This is a genomic window from Rhizobium favelukesii (assembly GCF_000577275.2).
Classification (GTDB): Bacteria; Pseudomonadota; Alphaproteobacteria; order Rhizobiales; family Rhizobiaceae; genus Rhizobium; species Rhizobium favelukesii.
The window spans coordinates 1,035,989-1,062,235 of record NZ_HG916852.1; the positions used below are offsets into that span (position 1 = coordinate 1,035,989).

Sequence of the window (26,247 nt, forward strand, 5' to 3'; positions counted from 1 at the left end):
ACCGCTCCTCGTTCCCGACTAGGCCTTCGTGCCGCCCACGGTCACCTGGTCCATCCGCAGGTGCGGTTGGCCGACGCCGACGGGAACCCATTGCCCGGCCTTGCCGCAATTGCCGATGCCGGTGTCGAGTTTCATGTCGTTGCCGACCATCGAAACACGCTTCATCGCCTCCGGGCCGTTGCCGATCAGCATCGCGCCCTTGATCGGCGCGCCGATCTTGCCGTTCTCGATCAGGTAGGCCTCGGTGCAGCCGAACACGAACTTGCCGGAGGTGATATCCACCTGGCCGCCGCCGAAGGAGACGGCATAGATGCCCTTCCTTACGGAAGAGATAATTTCCTCCGGCGTCTTGTCGCCGCCGAGCATGTAGGTGTTGGTCATGCGAGGCATGGGAACGTGCGAATAGCCCTGACGGCGGCCGTTGCCAGTTGGCTTCATGCCCATCAGACGGGCATTCTGTCGGTCCTGCATGTAGCCGACAAGCTTGCCATTTTCGATCAGCACATTGTAGGCCGAAGGCGTCCCTTCGTCGTCGATGGTGATCGAGCCGCGGCGGTTGTCGATCGTGCCGTCGTCGACGACGGTCACGCCGGGTGCCGCGACCATCTGGCCGAGCAGGCCGGCAAAGGCGGAGGTCTTCTTTCGGTTGAAATCGCCTTCGAGCCCGTGGCCGACGGCTTCGTGCAGCATGACCCCCGGCCAGCCGGAGCCGAGCACGACATCCATGGTGGCGGCCGGCGCGTCGATTGCCTCCAGGTTCACCAGTGCCTGGCGTAACGCTTCGTCGGCGCCGTACTGCCAGCTGTCCTCGGCGATGAAATCGCCAAAGCCGACACGCCCGCCGCTGCCATAGGAGCCGCTCTCCTGGCGCTCGCCTTCACCGACGATGACCGAGATATTGATGCGCGTCATCGGCCGGATATCGCGAACGCGGTGACCATCGGCGCGCAGAATGTCGACGACCTGCCAGCTGGCGGCGACCGATGCGGTCACCTGGCGCACCTTGTCGTCCTTGCCGCGTAAATAAGCGTCGATATCCTGCAGCACCTTGACCTTCGCCTCGAAGGTCGGCGTACCGATCGGGTTCTCGTCCGAGTAGAGCTTCTTGTTGGTTCGCTGGGGAGCCGCTGCATAGCTGCCGGCATAGCCACGGGTGACGGCGCCAACTGCATCGGCTGCACGCTTCAAGGCCGCAACGGAGAGGTCGCCCGCATGCGCATAGCCGACCGCTTCGCCGGCAACCGCACGCAGGCCAAAGCCCTGCTCGGTGTTGAAGCTGCCGCCCTTCAGGCGCCCGTTGTCGAACATCAGCGATTCCGCCTGGGCGTGTTCGATGTAGAGCTCCCCGTCGTCCGCGCCCGAAAGCGCCTCGGCAACGAGCGAGCGCATCTTCGCTTCGTCGGCATCGAAAAGCGTGAGGAGATCCGTATTCATGTCTTTATGCTCCGCTGAAGCAGGAATGCTTTCAGCCGATGTAGGTCCGGTTTACCGTTGCAGCAAGCCCCGAAATCGAGACGATCAGGGGAGGGCGTCGTAGCCTTCGGCAAAACCCTTGAGATCGACGGGGATGCCGATGCCTTCCTCAGGCGTCTGGAAAACGATGAAGGTGGCGCTGGCGCCGCTGCGGAAGGTCTTCAGCAGTTCGTCCTCGAGCACGACTTCGGCATAGCAGCCATCGGCAAAGCAGCGGACGAAATAGGCGCGGCCGATGTCCTTGCCGTCGACATTGAGGCCGAGGCCGTTCGGCAGCAACACGCCGAGCGGGGCCAGAACGCGCAGAATCTTCGACTTGCGGTCGGCGGTCTTCAGCACGACGACCGAGAGGCCGACCTCCGGCCGGTCTTCGGCAATGACGTTCTGCATCAACGCGCACTGCTCGGTCGCGGCGCCCGCCGGCTTGTCGCACACGACCGACCATGCGCCGTGGTTCGACTTTACGGTGCCGGGTGCCTGCGGCTGCGTCTGGCCGGGCGTTGCCCGCGCTGCCGGAGGCGTTGGCGCAGGTTGTGCCGGCGCGGGTTGCTGCTGGGCGAAAGCGGGAGCAGTCGCTGCGGCCGCGATGCACGCTGTCAGCACGAACGGCCGTGCGAGGGAACGGAAACCCATGAAAACCTCTGCAATTCGAATCAGTGCCGCTAAGTTGGGGCGCGCCATCAAAAATGAAAAGCCCCACCCGCTGAAAAGCCGGGGACTACGGCGGAAATGGGACGTTTCCCAGAGAATGTTGGCGCGGCGGCGCGAGTCGCAAGCTATATTTCGCGAATGATAACGAAAAGGTGGAATGTTTCGTTATGCTTGGGTCAGCCTGTTTGAAAGCGAAAATGCCGCACAGACAAATGCTTTGGCCTGTTGCGGCGAATGGCAAACTGTGGTTTGAAGCGCAGAAGATGGCAAGGATTCTGCGTGCATTTTACGCAGATCAGCGCTCGAGGGAGATATTAACGTGATTAAGAAGGCTTATGCAGCTCTGACCGCGCTGGTCTGTCTGCTTTTTGCTTCCGGCAGTTATGCCGACCAGCCGAAGCCGTGGCAGGCGACCTTACAGCCGGCAGCCACGCCTATCATGCGGGACATTCATTGGTTCGAGCAGTATACCTTGTGGTTTATCGTTCCGATCACGCTCTTCGTACTGGTTCTTTTGATCGTTGTCTGTTTCAAGTTTCGTGCCGGTGCCAATCCGGTGCCGTCCAAGACGAGCCACAATACGCTGATCGAAGTCGCCTGGACCGTGGGGCCGGTTCTCGTTCTTCTGTTTCTTGCCGTTCCTTCCTTCAATTTGCTGACCGCCCAGCTCACGCTTCCGGAAAATCCGGATGTGACGATCAAGGCGACCGCAACCCAGTGGCAATGGAATTACGAGTATGAAGGCACCGACGACAGCCCGCTCGCCTTCGATTCCTTCTTGCTCAAGGATCAGGACCGTGCCGCTGCCGGCAAGGAAGACAAGGCGATCTATCCGCGCCTGCTGACTGTCGATAACGAGCTTGTTCTGCCGATCAACAAGACGGTCCGCGTTCTTGTGACCGCCGCCCCGACCGACGTCATTCACGCATTCGCCATGCCGTCCTTCGGCGTCAAGATCGACGCCGTTCCGGGTCGTCTAAACGAAACCTGGTTCAAGGCCGAGCGCGAAGGTCTCTTCTATGGCCAGTGTTCCGAGCTCTGCGGCAAGGACCATGCGTTCATGCCGATCGCCATTCGCGTTGTCTCCGAGGACAAGTACAAGCAGTGGCTCGCCGCTGCCGCTACCGATCTGCCTGGGGCGTATAAAACACTCATGGCCGCAACCGATGGTCCCGCAAAGACCGTCGACGTTGCCGAAAACGTCGCACAGTAAGGGAAGAGGGAACGGGATATGGCTGGACCTTCCGCACACGACGATCATCACTTGCATGATCACTCTCATGGCGCGCACGCCCATGACGACCATCACGATCACTCGCACAAGCCGAGCTTCATCAATCGTTGGTTCTTTTCGACGAACCACAAGGACATCGGCACGCTTTACCTGATCTTCGCGATCATCGCCGGCATCATCGGCGGCGCGCTCTCCGTTGCCATGCGCATGGAGCTGCAGGAGCCGGGCATCCAGATCTTCCACGGTCTGGCATCGATGGTTTACGGTTACGAAGGCGACGCGGCCATCGACGGCGCCAAGCAGATGTTCAACATGTTCACCACCGCTCACGCGCTGATCATGATCTTCTTCATGGTCATGCCGGCGATGATCGGCGGCTTCGCCAACTGGATGGTGCCGATCATGATCGGCGCGCCTGACATGGCGTTTCCGCGTCTGAACAACATCTCCTTCTGGCTGATCGTTCCGGCCTTCCTTCTGCTCATCCTGTCGATGTTCGTCGAAGGACCTGCCGGCGCTTACGGTGCGGGCGGCGGCTGGACGATGTACCCGCCGCTGTCGAGCTCGGGTACGCCCGGTCCTGCAGTCGACCTTGCGATCTTTGCGCTCCACATTGCCGGTGCGTCCTCGATCCTCGGTGCGATCAACTTCATCACCACGATCCTGAACATGCGCGCTCCGGGCATGACGCTGCACAAGATGCCGCTCTTCGCCTGGTCGGTGCTGATCACCGCCTTCCTGCTGTTGCTGTCGCTTCCGGTTCTGGCCGGCGCCATCACCATGATGCTGACGGACCGCAACTTCGGTACCTCCTTCTTCGTACCGGAAGGCGGCGGTGACCCGATCCTCTACCAGCACCTGTTCTGGTTCTTCGGTCACCCGGAAGTGTACATTCTAATCCTGCCGGGCTTCGGCATCGTCAGCCACATCATCTCGACCTTCTCGAAGAAGCCGATCTTCGGCTATCTCGGCATGGCCTACGCCATGGTCGCGATCGGTGCCGTCGGCTTCGTTGTCTGGGCGCACCACATGTACACGGTCGGCCTGTCGCTCGATGCACAGCGTTACTTCGTGTTTGCAACGATGGTCATCGCCGTTCCGACGGGCGTGAAGATCTTCTCCTGGATCGCAACGATGTGGGGTGGCTCCATCAGCTTCCGCACGCCGATGGTCTGGGCGATCGGCTTCATCTTCCTGTTCACGGTCGGTGGGGTGACGGGTGTACAGCTCGCCAATGCCGGTCTCGACCGCTCGCTGCATGACACCTACTACGTCGTGGCCCACTTCCACTACGTTCTGTCGCTTGGCGCCGTCTTCGCCATCTTCGCTGCCTGGTACTACTGGTTCCCGAAGATGACCGGCTACATGTACAACGAGTTCCTTGGCACGCTGCACTTCTGGGTCATGTTCATCGGCGTCAACCTGGTGTTCTTCCCGCAGCACTTCCTGGGCCTCGCGGGCATGCCGCGCCGCTACATCGACTATCCGGATGCATTTGCCGGCTGGAACTACGTTTCCTCGATCGGCTCCTACATCTCGGCCGTCGGTGTGCTGATCTTCCTGGTCGGCGTCTTCGAAGCCTTCGCCAAGAAGCGCGTTGCCGGTGACAATCCGTGGGGTGAGGGCGCAACGACGCTCGAATGGCAGCTGTCTTCGCCGCCGCCGTATCATCAGTGGGAACAGCTCCCGCGCATCAAGTAAGATGCAAGGATGATGCAAGAAATTGCGACCGCCGCGTGCTACAGTGCGGCGGTCGGCTTACAAGTTTGCAGGACAAGAGAATGACAGTAATCGGCAATCGCAAAGCTCTGGCACACGACGGCGAGTTCCGCCTGTCGGAGGCGAGTGCGCGCGATTATTTTGAGCTCCTGAAGCCGCGCGTCATGTCGCTCGTGGTCTTCACGGCATTTGCCGGTCTCGTTATGGCGCCGGGCCACATCAATCCGGTTCTCGGCCTTATTGCCATCCTTTGCATCGCCATCGGCGCGGGCGCTTCGGGCGCACTGAACATGTGGTACGACGCCGATATCGATGCGATCATGACCCGCACCGCCAAGCGCCCGATCCCGGCCGGCCGGATTGCGCCGCGCGAGGCGCTGGCATTCGGTCTGGTGCTTTCCTGTTTTTCGGTGACGATCCTCGGCCTCGCCGTCAATTGGCTCGCAGCCTTCATCCTCGCCTTCACGATTTTCTTCTATGCCGTGATCTACACGATGTGGCTGAAGCGCTCGACGCCGCAGAACATCGTCATCGGCGGTGCTGCCGGTGCCTTTCCTCCCATGATCGGCTGGGCCTGCGTGACCGGTACGGTCACGATCGAAAGCTTCGTCCTTTTCATGATCATCTTCCTGTGGACACCCGCGCATTTCTGGGCGCTGGCTCTTTTCAAGATGGAAGACTATGAGGCGGTCGGCGTGCCGATGCTGCCGAATGTCTCGGGCGAGCGCACGACCAAGCATCAGATCGTCGCCTACGCCGTCCTGACGGCGGTCTGCGGTGTCCTGCCGACAGCCCTCGGCTTTGCGAGCCTCGGCTATGGCCTGGTCGCCGCGGCGCTCGGCGCGATCTTCATCTACTGTTCCATCGCCGTCTGGCGGATGCCAGACGGCGATGAGAAGATGATCCCGGCGAAGAAGCTCTTCGGCTTCTCGATCCTGTATCTCTTCGCGATTTTCTCCGCCCTGATGTTCGACCGGCTCGCGGCCGTGCTCGTTTCACATGCGGGAGGCATTTTCTGATGGACGTCGTCAAGCTCACGGAAGCGCAGCGCAAGTCGCGCCGCAACCGCAACGTCGCTCTTGGTCTGGTTCTGGCCGGCCTCGTCGTGCTCTTCTACGCGATCACGATCGTGAAGTTCACCTCGGGGCATATGTGATGAGCGAGATGCAGAGCGCACCGAGGAAGCCGCGCAACAACGGCGCCATCGTTCTCATGTGCCTTTCCTTCGTCGTCGGCATGGGCGCTGCGAGCTATGCCGCGGTGCCGCTTTACAGGATGTTTTGTCAGCTCACTGGCTACAATGGGACGACGCAGCGCGTCGAGCAGGCCTCCAGCGTGGTTCTCGATCGCAAGATTCGCGTCACCTTCGACGCAAACATTGCGCCGGGTCTCGACTGGGAGTTCAAGCCGGTCGAGCGCGAGGTCAATCCGCGCATCGGCGAAACCATTCAGGTGAATTTCGTCGCGGTGAACAAGTCGAACGAGCCGCAGCGCGGTCAGGCGGTATTTAACGTGACGCCCGGTGAGGCGGGTGCCTATTTCAACAAGGTGCAGTGCTTCTGCTTCAATGAAACCATTCTGAAGCCGGGCGAAAAGCTCGAAATGCCGGTCGTGTTCTATATCGATCCTGATATTACCAAGGCTGTGGAATCGAAGGATATCCACACCGTTACCTTGTCCTATACGTTCTATCCCAAAGAGGGTCCGAAGCCGCTCGCTTCGAACGAGGGTGGAACGGTAAAGCTTGAAAAGAAACTTTGATTGAGGTTCGTTTCCGGCTATGCCGGAGCGGAGAGGAAGAGATCCGGGGATAGCTTACATGGCTGATGCTCATCAGAAACATCACGACTACCACATCATCGACCCGAGCCCGTGGCCAATAATTGCGTCGCTAGGGGCTTTCATCATTACGTTCGGTGGCGTCGGCTTCATGCGCTACCTCAACGGCGGCTCGCTGCACCTCTTCGGCGTCGAATGGGCTCATCCGTGGCTGTTCTTCATCGGGCTTGCGATCATTCTCTACGTCATGTTCGGCTGGTGGTCGGACACTGTGAAGGAAGCTGATGAGGGCGCCCATACGCGCGTCGTCTCGCTACACCTTCGCTACGGCATGATTATGTTCATCGCTTCGGAAGTGATGTTCTTCGTCGCCTGGTTCTGGGCGTACTTCGACGCGAGCCTCTTCCCGAATGAAGCGATCCAGGCCTCGCGCCTTGCCTTCACCGGTGGCCAGTGGCCGCCGAAGGGAATTGAGGTCCTCGATCCGTGGCACCTGCCGATCTACAACACGGTCATCCTGCTGCTCTCTGGCACGACGGTGACCTGGGCGCACCACGCGTTGCTGCACAACGATCGCAGGGGCCTGATTCAGGGCCTCACGCTGACCGTTCTGCTCGGTATCCTGTTCTCCACGGTGCAGGCTTACGAATACGCACACGCTCCGTTCGCCTTCAAGAATTCGATCTACGGCGCGACCTTCTTCATGGCGACCGGTTTCCACGGTTTCCACGTTCTGGTTGGTACGATCTTCCTGCTGGTCTGCCTGCTGCGCGCGATCCGCGGCGACTTCACGCCGAAGCAGCATTTCGGCTTCGAGGCAGCGGCCTGGTACTGGCACTTCGTCGACGTCGTCTGGCTCTTCCTGTTCTTCTGCATCTACGTCTGGGGCGGCTGGGGCGCGCCGCTGGCCGCAGGCTGAACGGACAGCATGGAATCGAAAAGGGCGGGTGCCACGGCACCCGCCCTTTTTTCCGGTCACCGCATGGCGGCGATCCGCTCGAATGCCGAGGGTTCGGGAATGCCGAGGTCCAGGCGCTGCCGGATTGCTTCGGCGCATTCGAAGGGTGTCAGCACCGAGGTATCGACCTCAAGATCGTAGATACCGGGGATATGGACCTGCTCCTGCCAGAGCTGGACGGGATTGGGCACGGCTTCGTCCTCGGTTGCGCGCACATACAGCGTGTGTCGTCCCGGCGAAGGGATGTCCCTTCTCTTCAAGATGACCTCGATCGGACATCTGACGCCGACGAAAAGAACCGGCAATCCCTCAAGCCGGCGCGCGCAATCGGCGAGGATGCCGAGCGGCTGAGAGTAGCTGTCGTGATGGCCGAGGTCGGCAACCACATTGAGGCCTAGTCCGGCATGAATGGCGATCGACTCGTAGAGCGCCACATAGAAAAACGGCACCATCTCCTCAAGATCGGGCCGTTCCCCTCCCGGGCGCAGGCCTATGCCCGGCAGATAGCGCTCCGGCGTCATCTCGTTGTAGGTGTCGACGCCAAGGTTCATCCATGGGCCGTCGAAGTGCTCCTGGATTGCGTTGGCGATCGACGATTTTCCACTGCGCGGGGCGCCGTTCAGAATAATGATCTGTCCGGACGAGCTGTCATATGTCATCAGTTTTCTTCTTCTGTTTGGCGCGAATCGCTGAGGCGAAAGAGCGCAGGTATTTCCTTTCCCTCTGCGAATACTTTATGGGTGAGTTAAGGCGGACGCTCCGGTTGGCCATAGGCAATTGGAAGGATGGCATGAACGACGACAGCGCGCATTTCCCACCGGTCGATCCGGTGAAGACAGGCATCAAGGGGTGCTGCCCGCGCTGCGGCCAGGGAAAGCTGTTCAACGGCCTGCTGGCGCTGAAACCGCGCTGTTCTGCCTGTGGCCTCGATTACGCCTTTGCCGATGCCGGCGATGGTCCCGCGGTGTTCGTCATTCTCATTGTCGGCTTCATCGTTATCGGCTCGGTGCTGTGGCTGGAGGTCAACTACGCGCCGCCGATCTGGCTGCACATTCTGCTGTTCGCTCCCCTGACGATCGTCCTCTCCCTGCTTGCTCTTCGTTGGTGTAAGGGAATTCTGATCGCGATGCAGTATCGCCACAACGCCAGGGAAGGGCGCCTTTCCCGTGACTGAACGTCAAGTGTCGGCGCCCAGTCGAAAGCGGTCGGTCCTGACCGGCATCGCCGTGCTGGTCGCGCTCGCCATCCTCGTTTCGCTCGGGACGTGGCAGGTCGAGCGGCTGCGTTGGAAGGAGAAGCTGCTCGCCGATATCGCCGAGCGCCGCCAGGCGCCGCCGGCATCGCTTGCAGATATCGAAGCTTTGGCGGCAACAGGCGAGGATATCGACTATCGTCACGCCACGGTCAGCGGCGAATACGTAAACAGCAAGGAGCGGCACTTCTTCGCCACCTGGCACGGCCGGACGGGTTTTTACGTTTACACACCGCTGCAGCTTGCCGATCGCCGCTATCTCTTCGTCAATCGCGGGTTCGTTCCCTATGAGAATAAGGAACCCGCAATGCGCATGCAGGGCCAGCTGACCGATCAGCAGACGGTGACCGGTCTTGCCCGCGCGAAGCTGCCCGGCAAGCCATCCTGGGTAGTGCCCGACAACGATGTCGCCAAGAACATCTTCTACTGGAAAGACCTCGATGTGATGGCGTCCAGCGTCGAGCTCGACAAGGCGCAAGTCGTTCCCTTCTTCGTCGATGCGGACGATACCCCCAATCCGAAGGGTCTCCCGATCGGCGGCGTCACCGATGTCGATCTGCCCAACAACCATCTGCAATATGCCTTCACCTGGTACGGCCTGGCGGCAACGCTTGTTGTGATCGTCGTGGTGGCCCGTTTCCGCAAGCGCGGTCCGGCGCAATAGTATCGCTTCAATTCTTGCCTATATTGGGCTAGAGAGCCCTATCCCTACAAACCGGAACAGACATGAATATTGCGGCGAAACCTCCTTTGACGATCAGGCTGTGCGGACCGCGCGGCTTTTGCGCGGGCGTCGACCGTGCCATCCAGATCGTCGTGCTGGCGCTGAAATCCTACGGTGCGCCGGTCTATGTCCGTCACGAGATCGTCCACAATCGTTATGTGGTCGAAGGCCTGGAAGCCAAAGGCGCCGTCTTCGTCGAAGAGCTCGCCGAGATCCCGGAAGAGCACCGCGCCCAGCCGGTCGTCTTCTCCGCCCATGGCGTGCCGAAATCCGTTCCGGAAGACGCGAGCGCCCGTAATCTCTTCTACCTCGACGCCACATGTCCGCTGGTGTCGAAGGTTCACAAGCAGGCGATGCGCCACAACCGCCTCGGCCGCCATGTGATACTGATCGGTCATGCCGGTCACCCTGAAGTCATCGGCACGATGGGCCAGTTGCCGGAGGGCTCCGTGTCCCTGATCGAGACCGTCGAGGACGCAGACGCCTACAAGCCCGCCGACCCGGATAATCTGGGGTTTGTGACGCAGACGACGCTGTCGGTGGACGACACGGCCGGCGTCATCGCGCGCCTGCAGCAACGCTTCCCCAATCTGACGGCGCCGGCCGCCGACTCGATCTGCTACGCCACGACCAACCGTCAGGAAGTGGTCAAGCAGGCTGCCCCCGGCTGCGATCTGTTCATCATCGTTGGTGCGCCAAATTCGTCCAATTCCAAGCGGCTGGTCGAGGTTGCGTTGCGGGCAGGGGCCAAGAAGTCGCTGCTCGTGCAGCGCGCTTCGGAACTCGATTGGGCGGACATCGGCCCGATCTCGACGCTCGGACTTTCCGCCGGCGCATCGGCGCCCGAGGTGATCGTCAACGAGATCATCGAGGCCTTCCGCGCCCGCTTCGATGCCAAGGTCGAGCTCGCCGAGACGGTTCAGGAAAACGAACATTTCCTCGTCAACCGCGAGCTGCGCAACATAGAGCTGACGACATCAGACATGGCTTTCGTAAACGGGTGAGTCGTGATCCCGCTTGAGCGGGAGCAATCGTCGAGGGGATGATTGCAGCGGCCGCCAGCGCCCGGACCGGGCGGGGGCCTTCCATTGATCAAACACTTTCGCGGGACGTAAATTGGCTGTCTACACCGATATTTCCGAAGACGATTTGAAGTGGTTCCTGACGGAGTACGATACCGGCACGCTGCTGTCCTACAAGGGCATCGCGGAAGGTGTCGAGAACTCGAACTTCCTGCTGCACACCACCAAGGAACCGCTGATCCTCACGCTTTATGAAAAGCGAGTCGAAAAGAACGATCTGCCCTTCTTCCTCGGGCTGATGCAGCATCTGGCCGCCCGTGGACTGTCCTGCCCGCTGCCGCTGCCGCGGAACGATGGTGCGCTGCTCGGGACGCTCTCCGATCGCCCGGCCGCGCTGATCTCGTTTTTGGAAGGGATGTGGCTGCGCAAGCCGGAGGCCAAGCATTGCCGCGAAGTCGGAAAGGCGCTCGCGCAGATGCATGTCGCCGGTGAAGGCTTCACGCTGAAGCGGCCGAATGCGCTGTCGGTCGATGGTTGGAAGGTGCTGTGGGAGAAGTCGGAGGCCCGTGCCGACGAGGTGGAAAAGGGCCTGCAGAACGAGATCCGCGGCGAACTCGATTTCCTCGCCGCCAACTGGCCGAAGAACCTGCCGGATGGCGTCATCCACGCCGATCTCTTTCCCGACAATGTCTTCTTCCTCGGCGACGCGCTATCCGGTCTGATCGACTTCTATTTCGCCTGCAACGACCTGCTTGCCTATGACGTCTCGATCATCCTGAACGCCTGGTGCTTCGAAAAGGACGGCGCCTACAACATCACCAAGGGAATGGCGATGCTGGAAGGCTACCAGAGCGTCCGACCGTTGAGCGCTGCCGAGCGCGCCGCGCTGCCGATGCTGTCGCGCGGCTCAGCGCTGCGCTTCTTCCTGACGCGCCTGTACGACTGGCTGACGACGCCCGAGGGCGCGCTGGTCACCAAGAAGGATCCGCTCGAATATCTGCGCAAGCTGCGCTTCCACCGGCAGATCGGCTCTGCCGCCGAATATGGGCTTGCGGCATGAAACACGTCGATATCTTCACGGACGGCGCCTGCTCCGGTAATCCCGGGCCTGGCGGCTGGGGCGCGGTTCTGCGCTATGGCGAGGTCGAAAAGGAGCTCTGCGGCGGCGAGGCCGAGACGACCAACAACCGCATGGAACTGCTCGCGGCGATCTCAGCTTTGTCAGCTTTGAAAGCACCCTGCGAGGTCGATCTTTATACCGACAGCGTCTACGTCAAAGACGGGATCTCCAAGTGGATCTTCGGCTGGAAGAAGAACGGCTGGAAGACCGCCGACAAGAAGCCGGTGAAGAACGCCGAGCTCTGGCAGGCGCTCGAGGAAGCCCGCAACAGGCACAAGGTCACGCTGCACTGGGTCAAGGGCCACGCCGGCCATCCGGAAAACGAGCGCGCCGACGAACTCGCCCGCAAGGGCATGGAGCCGTTCAAGAAACGCTAGAACGTTCTGCGCAAAATTTCGTAGAAACAAAGACGTGGGGCGTTTGGCTGAATCAAGTCGGGAAACGCGTTAGCGCGAAGCGGGAGGAATGCCGTGCGGATTGTCTCGCTGAATGCATGGGGTGGAAAGCTGCATGCGCCGTTGCTTCACTATCTCGCCGAGATCAACGCCGATGTTCTCTGCCTACAGGAAATTACCCGTTCCGTTGCCGTTGCCAGTGACTGGCTGGTCTACCGCGACGGCAGTCATATCCTGCCGCAGCGCGCCAATCTGTTTGCCGAGATCAAGGCGATCCTTCCCACGCACGATGCGTTCTTCGCGCCGACCGCCAGAGGCGAGCTTTTCGACGGCGATGCGTCGGTCATGTCGGAATTCGGTCTGGCGACCTTCGTGCGCGCGTCTCTTCCGGTCATCGGCCAAGCCACGGATTTCGTCCATGGCGACTTCTCGAGTGACGGCTATGGGCCGCATCCTCGGGCGCGCAACGCCCATTGCCTTCGCCTGTTCGATTATCGCGCCAACCGCGCGATCACCGTCGCCCAGCTGCACGGCCTGCGCGATCTGGCCGGCAAGGGCGACACACCGGCGCGTCGCGGGCAGGCGGATGCGTTGGTCGCTCTCATCCGCCGCATATGGCGCGAAGGCGAGCCGCTGGTCGTCTGTGGCGACTTCAACGTTCTCCCCGAAAGCATGATGTTCCAAGCACTTGCCGCGCTCGGCCTCAGCGACCTCGTGACCTTCCGCGGCCATACGGACACGAGAACCTCGCACTACATGAAGGAAGGCCGCTACGCCGACTACATGCTGGTGAGCGCCGATGTGGAGGTCAGGTCCTTCGAGGTCGTCAAGCAGCCTGAGGTCTCCGACCATCGTGCCCTTCTGCTGGAGATTGAATAGGCAAGCCTTGCCGCAGCAGCCGTTCGGGGCGACGCCGAGCATATCCGTGCCATCGCGCTCGTGGCCCTCGGCATCGGCCACAGCGCGAGCGGGCTGTTTGCCCATGAGGGGCAGGGGGCGATACGTCGCTCCCTGCCAAAAGCCTGGGAGGCTTGTCGATTACGCTGCCTTGGCGACCTCGCCATGCGGGTCGAGGACGAACTTCGTCGCTGCGCCGTGGTCGAAGCTTTCGTAGCCCTGCACCGCCTCTTCGAGAGGAATGACCTTGGCATTGACGATATCGGCAATCGGCAGCCGGTCGTGCAGGATCGCCTGCATGAGCTGGCGATTGTACTTCAGCACCGGCGTTTGACCCGTATGGAAGGACTGGGCCTTTGCCCACCCTAGGCCGAAGCGCAGCGACAGGTTGCCGTGCTTGGCGGCATTGTCGACAGCACCCGGATCCTCGGTCACGTAGAGGCCGGGAATGCCGATTGAGCCGGCCGCGCGGGTGATTTCCATCATCTGGTTCAACACGATCGCCGGCTGTTCGCCGCCGCTATGGCCGCGCGCCTCGAAGCCGACGGCGTCAATGGCGCTATCCACCTCGTTGCTGCCGGTCACCTGCGCGATCATGTCGCCCAGGCGATCGCTCTTCGAAAGATCGATCGGTTCGAAGCCAACCTTGGCTGCATGGGCAAGGCGATCCTTGTTGAAGTCGCCGATCATCACGACGGCGGCGCCAAGAATGCGGGCGGAAGCAGCTGCCGCGAGCCCGACCGGGCCGGCACCGGCAACATAGACGGTGGATCCGACGCCGACGCCGGCCCGCACCGCGCCGTGGAAGCCGGTGGGCAGGATGTCCGAAAGCATGGTCAGGTCGCGGATCTTCTCCATTGCCCGGTCGCGATCGGGGAATTTCAGCAGATTGAAATCGGCATAGGGAATGGTGACGTAGCGGGCCTGCCCGCCGATCCAGCCGCCCATATCGACATAACCATAGGCACCGCCGGCGCGCGACGGGTTGACCGTCAGGCAGACGCCGGTGTCCTGCGACTTGCAGCAACGGCAGCGGCCGCAGGCGACGTTGAACGGCACCGAGACGATATCGCCGACCTCGAGCATCTCCACGTCGATGCCTTTTTCGATGATCTCACCGGTGATCTCGTGGCCGAGGACGAGGCCGGGCATGGCAGTGGTGCGGCCGCGGACCATGTGCTGGTCCGACCCGCAAATATTGGTGGAAATCACTTTCAGGATGACACCGTGCTCGATTCTGCGGCCATCGGGCGCTTCAAGCTTCGGATCGTCGATGTCGTGGATTTCGACCTTGCCGGGTCGCATATAGACGACGCCTCGGTTCTTGCTCATTTCCATCTCCTCCGTTGAAAACCTGCCGACCGTGCGTGGCTCCTCAACCCCATACAGCCGTTGATGACAGACTAGAGAAGAATGACCGCAGCACCGTTCCGATTACGACGGTTTGAGGGACGGAAATGGTCGTCGGCCGCGGAGGGCTTCGTTTCCTGTTGAGAGCAGGCTTTATTGTTGCCCCGTCGACACTTCTCTCTCTATGTTTGCAGGCAATGTTGTTTGGGAGGATGCCATATGATCCTGCACTGCGTGCTGATGCGGCTGAAAGCCGCGATGACGGCCGAAGAGAAGCAGTCCTTATTTGAATCGATCGTCGCGTTGCAGCAGGTGATCCCCGGCATCATCGATATCAAATACGGTCCGAACGTCTCGCCGGAAGGTCTGCATGCCGGTTACGTTGACGGTTTTGCCGTGACGTTCGAAAGTGCCGAGGCGCGCGATGCCTACCTTGTGCATCCGGAGCATGTGGATGTCGGCGAGCGCATCGTCTCCTCGACAGATGGCGGATTGGGTGGCTTGATCGTTTTCGATCTCAATTATTGAGGCCGGGCCGAGTCTTTGCGCAATCCGGTGTTTGCCGTCAACTGGCCTTTGCCATGGCCGCCACGAGTTGGTCGACATTATAGCGGAACATCTTTTCGTAGGTTGATGCAGGTCCTTTGGCGTCGGAAAGAGATTCGACATAGAGCTCGCCACCGGGCTCGGCGCCTGTCGCCTTGGCAATCTGCCTGACGAGGCGCGGGTCGTTGGAGTTCTCGAAGAAATACGTCTTCACGTGCTCGGCCTTGATCTGTTCGATCAGTCTTGCGATCTCGGCGGCCGAGGCTTCGCTCTCCGTCGATACGCCGATCGGCGCGAGGAACTGCACGCCGTATTCACGTCCGAAATAGCCGAAGGCGTCGTGGCTGGTCAGGACCTTGCGATGGTCCAGCGCGATCTTTCCGAGTTTCGAATGCGCGTAGGCATCGAGCGCATCGAGCTTCTTCATGTAGGTCTCGGCATTGGTTTTGAACGCAGCGGCATCGGCCGGAGCTGCCTTCGCAAGCGCTTGCTCGATGTTGGCGACCCAGACCTTGACATTGACGGGGCTGTTCCAGACATGTGGATCGGTCACGGTTTGCGCATTTTCGGCCATGGTCCGGAACTTTATCCCGTCTGAGACGACGACCGGCTTGCCCTTATAGCCTGAGGCGCTAATCAAGCGATCCATCCAGCCCTCCAGACCATCGCCGCTGACGAAAGCGATCTGTGCCGCATTGAGGTTCTTCGCGTCGCTTGGCGATGGTTCAAACTCATGGGGATCGCCGTTCGGGCCGACAAGGCTCGTGACCGTTACGTGGTCGCCACCGACTTGGTGGACCACGTCGGCGAGCACGGTGAAGGAGGCGACGACCTTCAGCGGCGCGGCGGAAGCCGACGACGTCGTCGAAAGCGCCACCAGCGCCGGGATCATCACTGAGAGAAGCAGTCTGCGGGAAATCATGCGAAGTCTCCGGGGTTGTCAGCCGTTCAGGTGCGGGCGAGGGAAATACCGCCGGGCGAGGCCCGACGGGGCGAGGAAGATCGAAAGGCCGTAGATCAGCGCCGCCGTCATGATGATCGTCGGTCCGGACGCGAGTTCGAGATGGTAGGAGGCAACAAGCCCGAGATAGCCTGCGGCAGTTGCGCTCGCAGCCGCAATCGCCATCATGGATGGGAGGTTGCGTGACCAGAGTTGTGCGATCGCCGCCGGCAGCATCATCAGGCCGACCGCCATCAGCGTCCCCAAGGCTTGGAAACTGGCGACCAGATTAAGCACGACCAGCAGCAGGAAGAGAAAGTGATAGGTCGGTCCGCGCCCGCCGATGGCCCTTAGGAAACCGGGATCGAAGCATTCCGCGACCAGCGGCCTGTAGATGATCGCGAGCACTGCCAGTGTCACCGTGCTGATGGCGCCGATCTCATAAAGGGCCGGACTGTCGATAGCGAGGATGGTGCCGAAGAGGACGTGCAACAGGTCGATATTCGAACCGCGCAACGAAACGATGAGGACGCCGAGCGCCAGCGAGGACAGGTAGAAGCTGGCGAAGCTCGCATCCTCCTGCAAGGAGGTCACGCGGCTGACCATGCCCGACAGGAGTGCAACCGAAAGCCCGGCAACGAGCCCGCCGAGCCCCATTGCCGTCAGCGAGAGCGAGCCGGCAACAAGATAGCCGATGGCGGCGCCAGGCAGCACGGCATGGCTCATCGCGTCGCCGACGAGACTCATGCGCCGCAACATCAGGAAGACCCCGATCGGACCGGAGCCAAGTCCCAGGCACAGGCAGGCGACAAGCGCGCGGCGCATGAAGCCGTAGTCGGCGAAGGGCGCGAAAAGGAGATCATAGGCCGTCATGCTGCGGGCTCGCACATGCCGGCGCTTTCGTCCCACCGCTCGGCCATGGCACGCGCTTTGCCAAGGTTGAGGGGAGACATAACGTCTGCCGTCGCGCCCCAGCCGATGGTTTCGCGCGCAAGCAGGAGCGTTTGCGGAAAATGCGCCCGGATCTGCTCGAAATCATGAAGGACGGCGAGTACCGTGCGCCCTTCGGCGTGCCAGCGTGCGACGATGTCCAGCAGATCCCGCGTCGTGCGAGCATCGATGGCCGTGAACGGCTCGTCGAGAAGAATGACGCCGGCATCCTGCAGGAGCAGTCGCGCAAATAGGACGCGCTGAAACTGGCCGGCAGAGAGAGACCCAATGCTGCGCCCCTCGAAGCCTTCCAGTCCGACCACGCCAAGCGCCTTGTGCGCCCTGTTTCGCGCCGCCGGTACGACGCATCCGAAGGCTCCAGTTTGCCGCCAGGATCCCAACAGGACCGTGTCGAGCACCGAAATCGGGAACCGGCGGTTGATATCGGCAGCCTGTGGCAGGTAGCCGAAATCGGTGCGCTTCAACTCGTGCCTGACGATCCCCGAGGTGGGACGAAGTTCACCTATGATGGCCTTCAGCAGGCTGGATTTGCCGGCTCCATTCGGGCCGGCGATCGCGATCAGGCTTCCAGCCGCAATCGTTCCGGAGACATGATGGACGGCGGGATGCCGCTCGTAGGCGACGGTCAGATCCACAAGTTCGATCGCCGCGGTGCTCATGGCAGCAGCGTCGCCCAGTGGATCGCCGCCCAGAGCGGGAGGCTGATCAGCGCGACGTAGAAGACACGACGCACGGCGGAAAGCTCCATCAGCCCCGCCGGACTATGATCTCGAATCTTTGAAAAACGCATATCGCACCAAAATGTAATAACATTACAGTTATGGTATAACGACTAAGGCGAAAAAGTGGCGATGGTCAATCATCTTTGATGTGAAAACAAAAAAGCGGCCGCAGGGGCTAATGCAGTTCACTTAGGTTTGCTTACGGCTCTTATCGGGTATCTGGCAGGCAGTTTTTTGACGACACGGGGCATGATCGCCCCCGTTTTTCTGTCAGCAGCAAGTCTGCCAATCTGTTTCTCAATCTGGTGAGGTGGGCGGGGATTTTGCCGGGTGCTTCGATCGCCATCCATCCCCATTCGTGACGCAGGTAATGCAGGGCTGTGATAAAGCTTAGTCGGGTTGGCTCGACTTGGGCTTCGGTCGCGACCTCTGCCATTTCGAGCCGCACCAGATTGTAGGCCAGCAACGCGCCCCAGACCTCCTGATAGACAGTCTCCGGCGTGCCGCTTCGCAGGGTCAGTTCGCTACCGAGAAGCTCCTGCTTGAGTTCGCGATAACTTGTCTCGATGCGCCATCGCTCTTCATACTGATGGACGATTTCGCTTGCCGGATAAGTTTGTCTGTCCATCAGCGATGTCAACAATATGCGCTTTTTGCCATGGCTGGTGGTCGTCTCGATGGCCCTGACCTCCCAGAAGGCCGGCAAGTCCGGTTCTGCCTGCCGCGCCTGGGGCGAGACCTTCATGCGCACCCGATAATCGGTGGGGTGCGGATCCAGTCGTTCCCATGTGCTGTTGGCTTTGGCCGGAATCAGCCAGTGACGCTCATGTCCCTTCGTCTGCAATTGCAAGAGAAGGCTGGCACTGAAGAAGCCCTTGTCGAAGACCGTCAGCGAATGGTCCGGAACCCGGTCGAGCAGGCTTTTGGCATAGAGCATCTCGTTTGTGCCATAGGCTCCGAACACCGCATCACGCACCAGATGCGTCGCCAGCGCCGTCAGCGTCAGCAGCCGCAATTGCGGATAGCTTGCGACAACGCCAGACGCGTAGGCCTGCGCTCCAAAATGCGCCCGGTTCTCCGGGCTGTCGGACGTCCGCAGCGTGCTGCCGTCCACGGCATAACGACAAAGACCCCGCCAGGCACGCCCGGATTGGTGGCGTTCATCCCAGCATGATGCACTCATTGCAAACAACTGCGCCAACGGTGCCTGACCCAAGCGCTGCCGTGCCTGTGTCAACGCGCTCTTGGCAATATCCGCGTTGACCTCATCGGGCAAAACCAGATCAAGATGGGCCACCACCTCCGGGATCGACTGATGACGATAAAGGGCCAACGCAATCACCAGCCAGACGACCTGCTCGGCTGGCAGCTTGCGCTTGCGGATGCTCGCCTTGCCTGTCGTGGCGAGAGCCTGAGCGATCCAGTCCGGGTCGATCGCCTGCGAAAGAGCCGATAATTCGGCCGAATGTCCAAGGGTGCGTGACATCACAAACAAAAACAGGATGGGAAAACGAATCCCCATCCTGAACCATCAAACTTGCCCGCAGCTCACTAAGTGAACTGCATTAGGCCGCAGGGGCCGCTTTCTGATGATCGAGATGCGAAGGCTTACAGTTGCCCTAGCATGGTCGCGGCGCCGGAAACGGTGGCCTGACCGGGGCTCTCTTCGATGTTCAGCGATTTCACGACGCCGTCCTCGACCAGCATGGAGTAGCGCCTCGATCGGACGCCAAGGCCGCCTGCCGAAAGATCGGTGTCGAGACCGAGGGCTTTGGTAAACCCTGCATCCCAATCGGCAAGGAAGTGGATCTTGCCCATGCCGCCGGAGGACTGAGCCCAGGCCCCCATCACGTGCCAATCGTTGACGGCGACGACGGCGATGTCATCGACGCCTCTGGAAAGAATGGTATCGCGGTTCTCCAGATAACCCGGCAGGTGGTTCAGCGAGCAGGTGGGCGTAAACGCGCCAGGGACCGCAAAGAGGACGACGCGCTTGCCCTTGAAGAGTTGCTCCGTGGTGATCTCGACCGGGCCATCCGCCGTCTTTTCCTTGAAGGTGGCCGTAGGAAGCTTGTCGCCGATTGCGATGGTCATGGACGTCTCCTTGTCATGTCTATTCAGGCGGCGCAAATACCGCGATTTGGGCGCGACTATAGAACGCGATCACTCAAAGGCAAGCGGTGCCTCGATGGCGCGCGTGCCATCGATGATGAGTGCGCTCCATGTCTTTCCATGGACATCGTATCCCTTGGGAAGCTTGCCAATGGAAAGCGTTGTCGCGAAGCTTTTGCCGTCGCGGTGGGTGGCCATCTGCCTGGTGAAGACGTGCCCGCTCGGGCCCGCCACAATCACCTCAGGTGCGCTCTCACCGCTCTCCGGCAGGGTAATGTTGAGGGAGAGTTCCTTCATGTCGGTCGACAGCTCGTGGTGGTCGACTTTGAATTCGGAAGAGGCGGCTTCCGGCAAGGTAGAATCGGCGTCCCTGAGAATTGCCTCCTCGGCCGGGCGCGATTGCGCCGATGGCTCAAGGGTCAGCGACAACTCGGCTTGAAAGGGGATACAGATTTCCTTGCAGATGCCGATGAAGGCATTTGCCTTGAGCTCGCGGACAGCGGGGTTTTTCGCCGTCAGCTGCAGCGGGAACGTCACCGACGCGTCGTAGGCGACCTCGTCGACCTTTCCGTCGACGATATGTTTCGGGATCGGGTAGCTGATCCTGTCAAGGGAAACACCCTCGGATAACAAGGTGACCTGCGGCGGAATGCCGCTGTTCCCGGGCTCGTGCCAATAGGTGATCCAGCCTGGCTTAGGCTCGATCTGCAGTCCGGCGCGTATCGTCCCGCTGTCGTCGGGCGGAAGCGCGATCAGCCGCATCCGGCCGCCTTCATTGTCGGCCCAAGCGCTCGTCTGCGCCCGCGCCGGCTGGGAAAGGTGCAGCATGGCCACGAGCAGGCACGAGGCGGGCCAGAGTTGGCGAACGGCGAGTGAAATAGTCTCCATGGATCAACCGTTTATTGAAAATCCCCATGCTCGGCTAGAACTCACCATCGTTTAAGTTTTCATTTTCAGTTGATTGATCTGTGACATTGGCTCATGCTCATCGTGTCGGGGCCTCGTGCGGTCTGGCAGCAGGAGGAATAATGTCCTTAGCAACCCTGAAAAACAGACGCGAACGTGGCTTCTTCGATGGCCAGTTCCTCATTGCCATGCCGGCCATGGAGGATCGCAACTTCGCCCGCACGGTAATCTACATCTGCGCCCATTCTGATGCCGGCGCGATGGGGTTTGTGATAAACCGCCCCCAGAATCTGACCTTTACCGATGTTCTCCTGCATCTCGATATGATCAAAGATGAGGAGGCGATCGTACTTCCCGCTCATGCGCGCGACTGCCCAATCCAGACCGGCGGGCCGGTGGAGAGCGGCCGCGGGTTCGTGCTGCACTCCGACGACTATCTCTGCGATTCCAGCATTCCGGTCAGCGACGATATCTGCATGACGGCGACGCTCGACATCATCCGGGCGATCTCCAAGGGCAAGGGACCGAAGCGGGCCACCATGCTGCTCGGCTATGCCGGCTGGGGCGCCGGCCAGCTGGAGGCCGAAGTCGGAAACAATGGCTGGCTCACATGCCCGGCGAACGAGGAACTGATCTTCGATCGCGGCCTCGACGACAAGTACGAGCGCGCGCTGGCCACCATGGGCATCAATGCTGCCATGCTTTCGGCCGATGCAGGCCACGCATAATCCGCGGAACGATCTGCAAAGAGCGCATTTGCTCCTGGCGCCGGGGCAGCAAGCCTGAGCTTTGAGCGCCGCCTGACGGCAGTCGAACACGCCCGCTGCGTTCCGCCTCGCGGGCTTTTTCGATGATGATATAGGCGAGGGGCGCGATGAGACTGTTTGCCTGCGACAACTGCGATCAGGTCGTGCATTTCGACAACCGTCAATGCGTCCGATGTCATCATCGGCTCGGCTTCCTGCCGAATGACCTTACCATGCATGCGGTGGAGCCGCTGGACGGTGATGTGTGGCAGCTAGCAGGCCGCCCGGATCGATCCGTCCGCTTTTGCGCCAATGCGGGGCTCGATATCTGCAATTGGCTGATCGGTGAGGGGGATGACGGCGATTTCTGCGTCGCCTGCCGCCACAATCGACTGGTACCGAACACCAACACACAGGACGGTGTGGACCGTTGGCGAAACATCAGCCAGGCACAGAGGCACTTGTTCTATTCCCTCCTGCGGCTGAAGCTTCCGCATCCGGATCGGCGGCAGGATCCAGAGGGCGGCCTGGTGTTCGATTTCCTCGAGGACACCGTGCAGAGCGACGGCAACGTCGTTGCCGCGATGACGGGCCACGAAGAAGGCGTGGTTGCGATCCGTGCGGCGGAAGCCGATGGCGTCACCCGCGAACTGGCGCGCACGTCGATGAACGAGCCCTATCGTACGCTGCTCGGTCACTTCCGTCATGAAGCCGGACACTTTATCTGGAACAAGCGGGTTCGCGACCGCAATGCCCTCGACGACTTCCGCACAATCTTCGGCGACGAGCGACAGGACTACGCCACCGCGCTGCAGAACCACTATGCAAACGGCGCGCCGCTCGGGTGGCAGGAAAACTTCATCAGCGCCTATGCGGCAGCACATCCCTGGGAGGATTTCGCCGAGTGTTTCGCCCACTATCTCCATATTGTCGACACTCTGGAGGCGGCGCGCGCATTTGGGATTGCGATCGATCCCCGAGGACATGAGGAGATGGCGGCGGAGGTGGACTTCAAGCCGTATCGGGCGCGCAGCGCCGAGCAGCTTGTCAGCGCCTGGATCCCGCTGAGCGTGGCGATCAACGCCATCCAGCGCAGCATGGGGCAGCCGGATTCCTATCCGTTCGTCCTGTCACCGCCTGTGGTGGCCAAGCTTGAATACGTGCATCAACTCGTCCAGTAACGCGACAGCAGAGCTGCCGCGACCGGCTTACGCGCGTTTCGTCAGCGGGAACCGCTCCTTCAGCAAGCGCAATACGGATTCCGATGCCATGGGCGGCCCGAAAAGATAGCTCTGCCCAAAGGTACAACCCATCTTGGCGAGCTCGATCGCATCCTCGTTCGACTCGATCCCCTCGGCAACGACCTTCATATCAAGTTCGCGCGCCATGGCGATCACGGAGCGAAGCACGGTCGCCTTCTTGTCACTGGCGTCGCGCACCATCGTCTTGTCGAGCTTGATCGTGTCGAACGGGAAGCGCGTCAGATAGGCGAGGGAGGAATAGCCGGTTCCGAAATCGTCGAGAGCAAGGCCGAGACCCATTTCCCTCAGCTTCTCGAGTACAAGGCGTGCCTGCTCCGGGTTCTCCATGACCATGGATTCCGTGAGCTCGAGCTTCAGACGCGAAGGATCGCAATGGGTCTTCGCCAGCACCGACCGCACGTCGTCGTAGAGCTCGTTGTTCAGCAACTGCGCACTGGAGAGATTGATCGAGACGAAGATCGGCAGCTCGCCGGTCTGGTTTTCCCAGCCCATCAGGTCGTTCGTCGCCTGCTCCAGAGCAAAGATCCCAAGCATGTCGATGATATCTGATGTCTCCGCAATCGGAATGAACTCCGAAGGCGGGATGCTGCCGCGCTTCGGATGCTCCCATCGCATAAGGGCTTCGAAGCCGGCGATCTCCACGTCCTCCAGCCCGGCGATCGGCTGGTAAACCATCGACAGTTCCTTGCGCTCGATGGCGCGGCGCAGATCGGATTCGAGCTGCAGCCTGTCGGCGCCGAAATCGCGGAAGGCTGGTTGGAACGGCTCGACGCGATTGCCGCCGGCGCGCTTGGCGCGGTACATCGCGAGCTCCGCGTCGCTGAGCATGCCAGCGGCGCTTTCCTGTTGATCAACGAAGGAGGCAAGCCCGATCGATGCCGTCAGAATGATCTCGCGATTGGCGAAGTTGATCGGCACCATGATCGCCTTGCTGATTGCATCGGCGAAGTCGGCAACCTTGGTCGGATCACGCTCGGAAGTCAGGATGAGGCCGAACTGGTCACCGGAGAGACGGGCGAGCGTATCCTGCGGCTTGAGCAGACGACGCAGGCGGCGCGTGAGCGCTATCAGGATATTGTCGCCAGCGGCGATCCCGAGCGTGTCGTTCACCAGCTTGTAGCGGTCGATATCGATCACCATCACGGTCGGGCGCAGCGTCTCGCCGCCGGGCGCCAGCGCAAGCACGGACTGCAAGCGATCGAGGAACAGCTGGCGGTTCGGCAGGCCGGTCAGGTTGTCGTGCAGCGCGTCGTGCAGCAGCCGCTCGACGGAATTCTTCTGTTCGGTGACGTCGACGATCGTGCCGACGCAGCGGATGATCTCGCCGTTGGAGCCAAGCACCGGCCGGGCGCGGATGAGAAGCCAATGGAAATGACCATCTTCCGCGCGGATACGGAATTCGTGGTTCAGCCGCCCGCGGCGATGTTCGAGCAGGACGTCGAGCGTCGCCCGGAAGCGATCGCGATCGTCGGGATGGAGCCGCGGCAGCCAGTTGCGGGCGGCGCCATGCATCGCGCCGGCCGGAAGGCCGAGCTTGACGGAAACATCCGGGATCGTGACGACGCGGTCGCGCGCCACATCCCAATCCCACACCATGTCTCCCGATCCCGTCAGAGCCAGCGATTGACGCTCCAGATCGGAAAAAAGACCCTGCTGGAACGCGCCGCCGGCAAAGGCGTGCTGCATGACGGTAAAGCCGATCAGCAAGACGATGAGAACGAGGCCGCCGCCGAGAGCCGGCTGGATGATGTCGTTGTCGAGCCGGCCGGTGATCGTCAGCCAGGCTCCGAAGATCCAGACGAGGATCAGCGCCCAGGCAGGCACCAGCAGGATAGCGCGGTCATAGCGGTTGAGGCCGAGATAGACGATCAACAGAAGGCCCATCGTCGCGGTCAGCGCAAACGACAGGCGTGCGATGCCGGCGGCGATTGCCGGGTCGTAGATCGCGACGCCGAAGAGCAGCGCCAGGCCGAGCACCCAGGCAAGCGTCAGGTAACCGAGATGCGTGTGCCAGCGGTTGAGGTTGAGGTAGGTAAACAGGAAGATGACGAAGCTGGAGGCGAGGGCGACTTCCGCACAGGCACGCCATATTCGCTGGTCGGTCGAAGCAATGCTGATCAGCTTGCCGAGAAAGCCGAAGTCGACGCAGATATAGCCAAGCACCGCCCAGGCGAGCGCGGCCGTTGCCGGAAGCATCGATGTGCCCTTGACCACGAAAAGGATCGTCAGGAACACCGCAAGCAGGCCGGCAATGCCGAGCACGATGCCGCGGTAGAGCGTGAAGGCGTTGATTGTGTCCTTGTAGGCGTCGGGTTCCCACAGATATATCTGCGGCAGCTCCGGCGTCGTCAGTTCGGCAACGAAGGTGATCACCGCACCGGGGTTGAGCGTGATGCGGAACACGTCGGCCTCGTCGCTCGGCTGCCGGTCGAGTGCGAAGCCTTCACTCGGCGTGATGGCGATGATGCGTTGCGAGCCCAGGTCCGGCCAGAACAGCTTCGAATTCACGAGACGGAAGTGGGGCGCTACGATCACGCGCTCAAGCTGCTCGTCGGAAACGTTGGCGAGCGCGAAGACGGCCCAGTCGCCCTGATGGTTGTCGGAGCTGGCACGTACCTCAATACGGCGGCGGATACCATCGGCAGCGGCAGCAGTGGAGACCTGAAAGGCTTCCCCCTGATTGGCGTAAATTTCCGTCGTGGCAGTCAGATCGAGTGCGGTATCGTCGCGGGAGATCTTGACCGGTTCGGCTGCCTGAACATGACCTGCCGCTAGCATGAATGCCGACAGCAAGAGAGCTGCGATCACCGCGATCAATCGTCCGGCCGGTGATGAGAGCAGCATGCGGTTGTTAGTCATCGGCTGTCGGTTATCCTGCCTTTATCCGTGTCGGTGGCGAGCAATGAGAACATCATATGGTCGTGCCACTGACCGTTGATTTTCAAGTATCCGCGCAGATAGCCTTCCCGCTGAAACCCGGCTTTTTCAAGCAGGCGGATGCTCCGAGCATTGTCTGGAATACAGGCTGCTTCGATACGGTGCAACTCAAGCCCTGCGAAGATGTAGGGTATAACCAATTGAAGTGCGGCGAACATATGGCCCTGGCCGGCGTATGCCTCGCCCATCCAGTAGCCGATCATACAGCTTTGTGCTGCGCCACGGCGGATGTAGCCGATCGTGATGCCGCCGAGCAGCGTCGCGTTCTGCTTGTGAAACAGGAAAAGCGGAATGGCCTGGCCGGAGGCGTATTCCTGCTTGCCGCGGATGACGCGGGCGCGGTAGGCGCCCTCCGTCAACTCATCGCGGCGCCATGTCGGTTCCCACGGTTCCAGAAACTGCCGGCTGGCCGCCCGCAGCTTGTGCCACTGGTTGAAATCCTGGTAGCGCGGCAGTCGCAGCACATAGTGCTCGTTCTCGAGCTCTACTGAATCCGGCTGCCGCGACAGGAACCGAAAAACCGATTTTGGCATCGATCACTCCCGGCAGGA

The 26,247-nt window shown here is 61.0% G+C and carries 28 protein-coding genes; 15 read left to right on the plus strand and 13 right to left on the minus strand.

Going from position 1 to position 26,247, the window contains the following annotated elements; translation table 11 throughout:
* Nucleotides 1–18: 18 nt before the first annotated feature.
* Both tldD and LPU83_RS43490 read right to left on the minus strand, forming a co-directional pair.
* On the minus strand, nucleotides 19–1,434 hold the full coding sequence (gene tldD, locus LPU83_RS43485) for a metalloprotease TldD (protein WP_024314239.1): 1,416 nt from the start codon (nucleotides 1,432–1,434) through the stop codon (nucleotides 19–21).
* Nucleotides 1,435–1,518: 84 nt separating this feature from the next.
* Nucleotides 1,519–2,106 (minus strand): invasion associated locus B family protein, encoded by a 588-nt coding sequence (locus LPU83_RS43490; RefSeq protein WP_024314238.1) that lies wholly within the window; start codon nucleotides 2,104–2,106, stop codon nucleotides 1,519–1,521.
* Nucleotides 2,107–2,443: 337 nt separating this feature from the next.
* Between LPU83_RS43490 and coxB the strand changes: the two genes are divergently transcribed.
* From coxB to LPU83_RS43515, 6 genes are all read left to right on the plus strand, one after another.
* Nucleotides 2,444–3,337, plus strand: coding sequence for a cytochrome c oxidase subunit II (gene coxB / locus LPU83_RS43495; protein WP_024314237.1), 894 nt, complete (start codon nucleotides 2,444–2,446; stop codon nucleotides 3,335–3,337).
* 18 nt (nucleotides 3,338–3,355) lie between these two features.
* The gene (gene ctaD, locus LPU83_RS43500) at nucleotides 3,356–5,059 is read left to right on the plus strand and encodes a cytochrome c oxidase subunit I (RefSeq protein WP_024314236.1); all 1,704 of its coding nucleotides are present in this window, start codon (nucleotides 3,356–3,358) and stop codon (nucleotides 5,057–5,059) included.
* A gap of 80 nt (nucleotides 5,060–5,139) precedes the next feature.
* Nucleotides 5,140–6,096 (plus strand): heme o synthase, encoded by a 957-nt coding sequence (locus LPU83_RS43505; RefSeq protein ID WP_024314235.1) that lies wholly within the window; start codon nucleotides 5,140–5,142, stop codon nucleotides 6,094–6,096.
* Nucleotides 6,096–6,233 carry a hypothetical protein gene (locus tag LPU83_RS72975; protein WP_024314234.1) on the plus strand — a complete coding sequence of 46 codons (138 nt, stop codon included), beginning with the start codon at nucleotides 6,096–6,098 and terminating at the stop codon, nucleotides 6,231–6,233. The genes LPU83_RS43505 and LPU83_RS72975 overlap by 1 nt, the downstream gene beginning before the upstream one ends.
* Complete coding sequence (locus LPU83_RS43510) at nucleotides 6,233–6,838, plus strand: cytochrome c oxidase assembly protein (protein ID WP_024314233.1); 606 nt, start codon at nucleotides 6,233–6,235, stop codon at nucleotides 6,836–6,838. The genes LPU83_RS72975 and LPU83_RS43510 overlap by 1 nt, the downstream gene beginning before the upstream one ends.
* A 58-nt stretch (nucleotides 6,839–6,896) precedes the next feature.
* Nucleotides 6,897–7,775 carry a cytochrome c oxidase subunit 3 gene (locus LPU83_RS43515; protein ID WP_024314232.1) on the plus strand — a complete coding sequence of 293 codons (879 nt, stop codon included), beginning with the start codon at nucleotides 6,897–6,899 and terminating at the stop codon, nucleotides 7,773–7,775.
* A 56-nt stretch (nucleotides 7,776–7,831) separates the two neighbouring features.
* Here the strand turns inward: LPU83_RS43515 and LPU83_RS43520 are convergent, their stop codons facing one another.
* Entirely contained in the window at nucleotides 7,832–8,473 is a 642-nt protein-coding gene (locus tag LPU83_RS43520) for a chloramphenicol phosphotransferase CPT family protein (protein WP_024314231.1), read from the minus strand.
* A gap of 131 nt (nucleotides 8,474–8,604) precedes the next feature.
* On the opposite strand from LPU83_RS43520, the gene LPU83_RS43525 reads away from it, so the two are divergent.
* The 6 genes from LPU83_RS43525 to LPU83_RS43550 all read left to right on the plus strand — a co-directional run bounded on the left by LPU83_RS43525 (nucleotide 8,605) and on the right by LPU83_RS43550 (nucleotide 13,206).
* The gene (locus LPU83_RS43525; protein WP_024314230.1) at nucleotides 8,605–8,988 is read left to right on the plus strand and encodes a DUF983 domain-containing protein; all 384 of its coding nucleotides are present in this window, start codon (nucleotides 8,605–8,607) and stop codon (nucleotides 8,986–8,988) included.
* Nucleotides 8,981–9,730: an SURF1 family protein gene (locus tag LPU83_RS43530; protein ID WP_024314229.1), complete on the plus strand. Its 750-nt coding sequence runs from the start codon at nucleotides 8,981–8,983 to the stop codon at nucleotides 9,728–9,730. Before LPU83_RS43525 ends, LPU83_RS43530 begins: the two co-directional genes overlap by 8 nt.
* Before the next feature lie 62 nt (nucleotides 9,731–9,792).
* Nucleotides 9,793–10,794, plus strand: coding sequence for a 4-hydroxy-3-methylbut-2-enyl diphosphate reductase (ispH, locus tag LPU83_RS43535; protein WP_024314228.1), 1,002 nt, complete (start codon nucleotides 9,793–9,795; stop codon nucleotides 10,792–10,794).
* A 112-nt stretch (nucleotides 10,795–10,906) separates the two neighbouring features.
* Nucleotides 10,907–11,872, plus strand: coding sequence for a homoserine kinase (locus LPU83_RS43540; RefSeq protein WP_024314227.1), 966 nt, complete (start codon nucleotides 10,907–10,909; stop codon nucleotides 11,870–11,872).
* Nucleotides 11,869–12,309 carry a ribonuclease HI gene (rnhA, locus tag LPU83_RS43545; protein ID WP_024314226.1) on the plus strand — a complete coding sequence of 147 codons (441 nt, stop codon included), beginning with the start codon at nucleotides 11,869–11,871 and terminating at the stop codon, nucleotides 12,307–12,309. The genes LPU83_RS43540 and rnhA overlap by 4 nt, the downstream gene beginning before the upstream one ends.
* Nucleotides 12,310–12,402: 93 nt before the next feature.
* Nucleotides 12,403–13,206, plus strand: a complete 804-nt coding sequence (locus LPU83_RS43550; protein ID WP_024314225.1) for an endonuclease/exonuclease/phosphatase family protein — start codon at nucleotides 12,403–12,405, stop codon at nucleotides 13,204–13,206.
* 159 nt (nucleotides 13,207–13,365) lie between these two features.
* Here LPU83_RS43550 and fdhA read toward each other — a convergent pair whose 3' ends face one another.
* Nucleotides 13,366–14,556, minus strand: a complete 1,191-nt coding sequence (fdhA, locus tag LPU83_RS43555) for a formaldehyde dehydrogenase, glutathione-independent (RefSeq protein WP_024314224.1) — start codon at nucleotides 14,554–14,556, stop codon at nucleotides 13,366–13,368.
* Nucleotides 14,557–14,793: 237 nt separating this feature from the next.
* Here fdhA and LPU83_RS43560 point away from each other — a divergent pair, with 237 nt between their 5' ends.
* The gene (locus LPU83_RS43560; protein ID WP_024314223.1) at nucleotides 14,794–15,102 is read left to right on the plus strand and encodes a Dabb family protein; all 309 of its coding nucleotides are present in this window, start codon (nucleotides 14,794–14,796) and stop codon (nucleotides 15,100–15,102) included.
* A 37-nt stretch (nucleotides 15,103–15,139) separates the two neighbouring features.
* Here LPU83_RS43560 and LPU83_RS43565 read toward each other — a convergent pair whose 3' ends face one another.
* The 7 genes from LPU83_RS43565 to LPU83_RS43590 form a co-directional block, all read right to left on the minus strand.
* Complete coding sequence (locus tag LPU83_RS43565; protein ID WP_024314222.1) at nucleotides 15,140–16,042, minus strand: metal ABC transporter solute-binding protein, Zn/Mn family; 903 nt, start codon at nucleotides 16,040–16,042, stop codon at nucleotides 15,140–15,142.
* Between the two features lie 18 nt (nucleotides 16,043–16,060).
* Entirely contained in the window at nucleotides 16,061–16,933 is an 873-nt protein-coding gene (locus LPU83_RS43570; protein ID WP_024314221.1) for a metal ABC transporter permease, read from the minus strand.
* Nucleotides 16,930–17,670 (minus strand): metal ABC transporter ATP-binding protein, encoded by a 741-nt coding sequence (locus LPU83_RS43575; RefSeq protein ID WP_024314220.1) that lies wholly within the window; start codon nucleotides 17,668–17,670, stop codon nucleotides 16,930–16,932. Before LPU83_RS43575 ends, LPU83_RS43570 begins: the two co-directional genes overlap by 4 nt.
* On the minus strand, nucleotides 17,667–17,801 hold the full coding sequence (locus LPU83_RS75105) for a hypothetical protein (RefSeq protein WP_258579358.1): 135 nt from the start codon (nucleotides 17,799–17,801) through the stop codon (nucleotides 17,667–17,669). The genes LPU83_RS43575 and LPU83_RS75105 overlap by 4 nt, the downstream gene beginning before the upstream one ends.
* A 140-nt stretch (nucleotides 17,802–17,941) precedes the next feature.
* Complete coding sequence (locus tag LPU83_RS43580; RefSeq protein WP_197901944.1) at nucleotides 17,942–19,255, minus strand: IS4 family transposase; 1,314 nt, start codon at nucleotides 19,253–19,255, stop codon at nucleotides 17,942–17,944.
* Nucleotides 19,256–19,341: 86 nt separating this feature from the next.
* Nucleotides 19,342–19,827 (minus strand): peroxiredoxin, encoded by a 486-nt coding sequence (locus LPU83_RS43585; RefSeq protein ID WP_024315830.1) that lies wholly within the window; start codon nucleotides 19,825–19,827, stop codon nucleotides 19,342–19,344.
* Between the two features lie 69 nt (nucleotides 19,828–19,896).
* Nucleotides 19,897–20,733 carry a protein-disulfide reductase DsbD domain-containing protein gene (locus LPU83_RS43590; protein WP_024315829.1) on the minus strand — a complete coding sequence of 279 codons (837 nt, stop codon included), beginning with the start codon at nucleotides 20,731–20,733 and terminating at the stop codon, nucleotides 19,897–19,899.
* A gap of 140 nt (nucleotides 20,734–20,873) precedes the next feature.
* Here LPU83_RS43590 and LPU83_RS43595 point away from each other — a divergent pair, with 140 nt between their 5' ends.
* A complete protein-coding gene (locus LPU83_RS43595) occupies nucleotides 20,874–21,479 on the plus strand; it encodes a YqgE/AlgH family protein (protein WP_024315828.1) in 606 nt (201 codons plus the stop codon).
* Nucleotides 21,480–21,625: 146 nt separating this feature from the next.
* The gene (locus LPU83_RS43600; RefSeq protein WP_024315827.1) at nucleotides 21,626–22,678 is read left to right on the plus strand and encodes a zinc-binding metallopeptidase family protein; all 1,053 of its coding nucleotides are present in this window, start codon (nucleotides 21,626–21,628) and stop codon (nucleotides 22,676–22,678) included.
* A 27-nt stretch (nucleotides 22,679–22,705) separates the two neighbouring features.
* Here LPU83_RS43600 and LPU83_RS43605 read toward each other — a convergent pair whose 3' ends face one another.
* The gene (locus LPU83_RS43605) at nucleotides 22,706–25,618 is read right to left on the minus strand and encodes a sensor domain-containing phosphodiesterase (protein WP_024315826.1); all 2,913 of its coding nucleotides are present in this window, start codon (nucleotides 25,616–25,618) and stop codon (nucleotides 22,706–22,708) included.
* On the minus strand, nucleotides 25,615–26,229 hold the full coding sequence (locus LPU83_RS43610; RefSeq protein WP_024315825.1) for a GNAT family N-acetyltransferase: 615 nt from the start codon (nucleotides 26,227–26,229) through the stop codon (nucleotides 25,615–25,617). Before LPU83_RS43610 ends, LPU83_RS43605 begins: the two co-directional genes overlap by 4 nt.
* Nucleotides 26,230–26,247 lie beyond the last annotated feature (18 nt).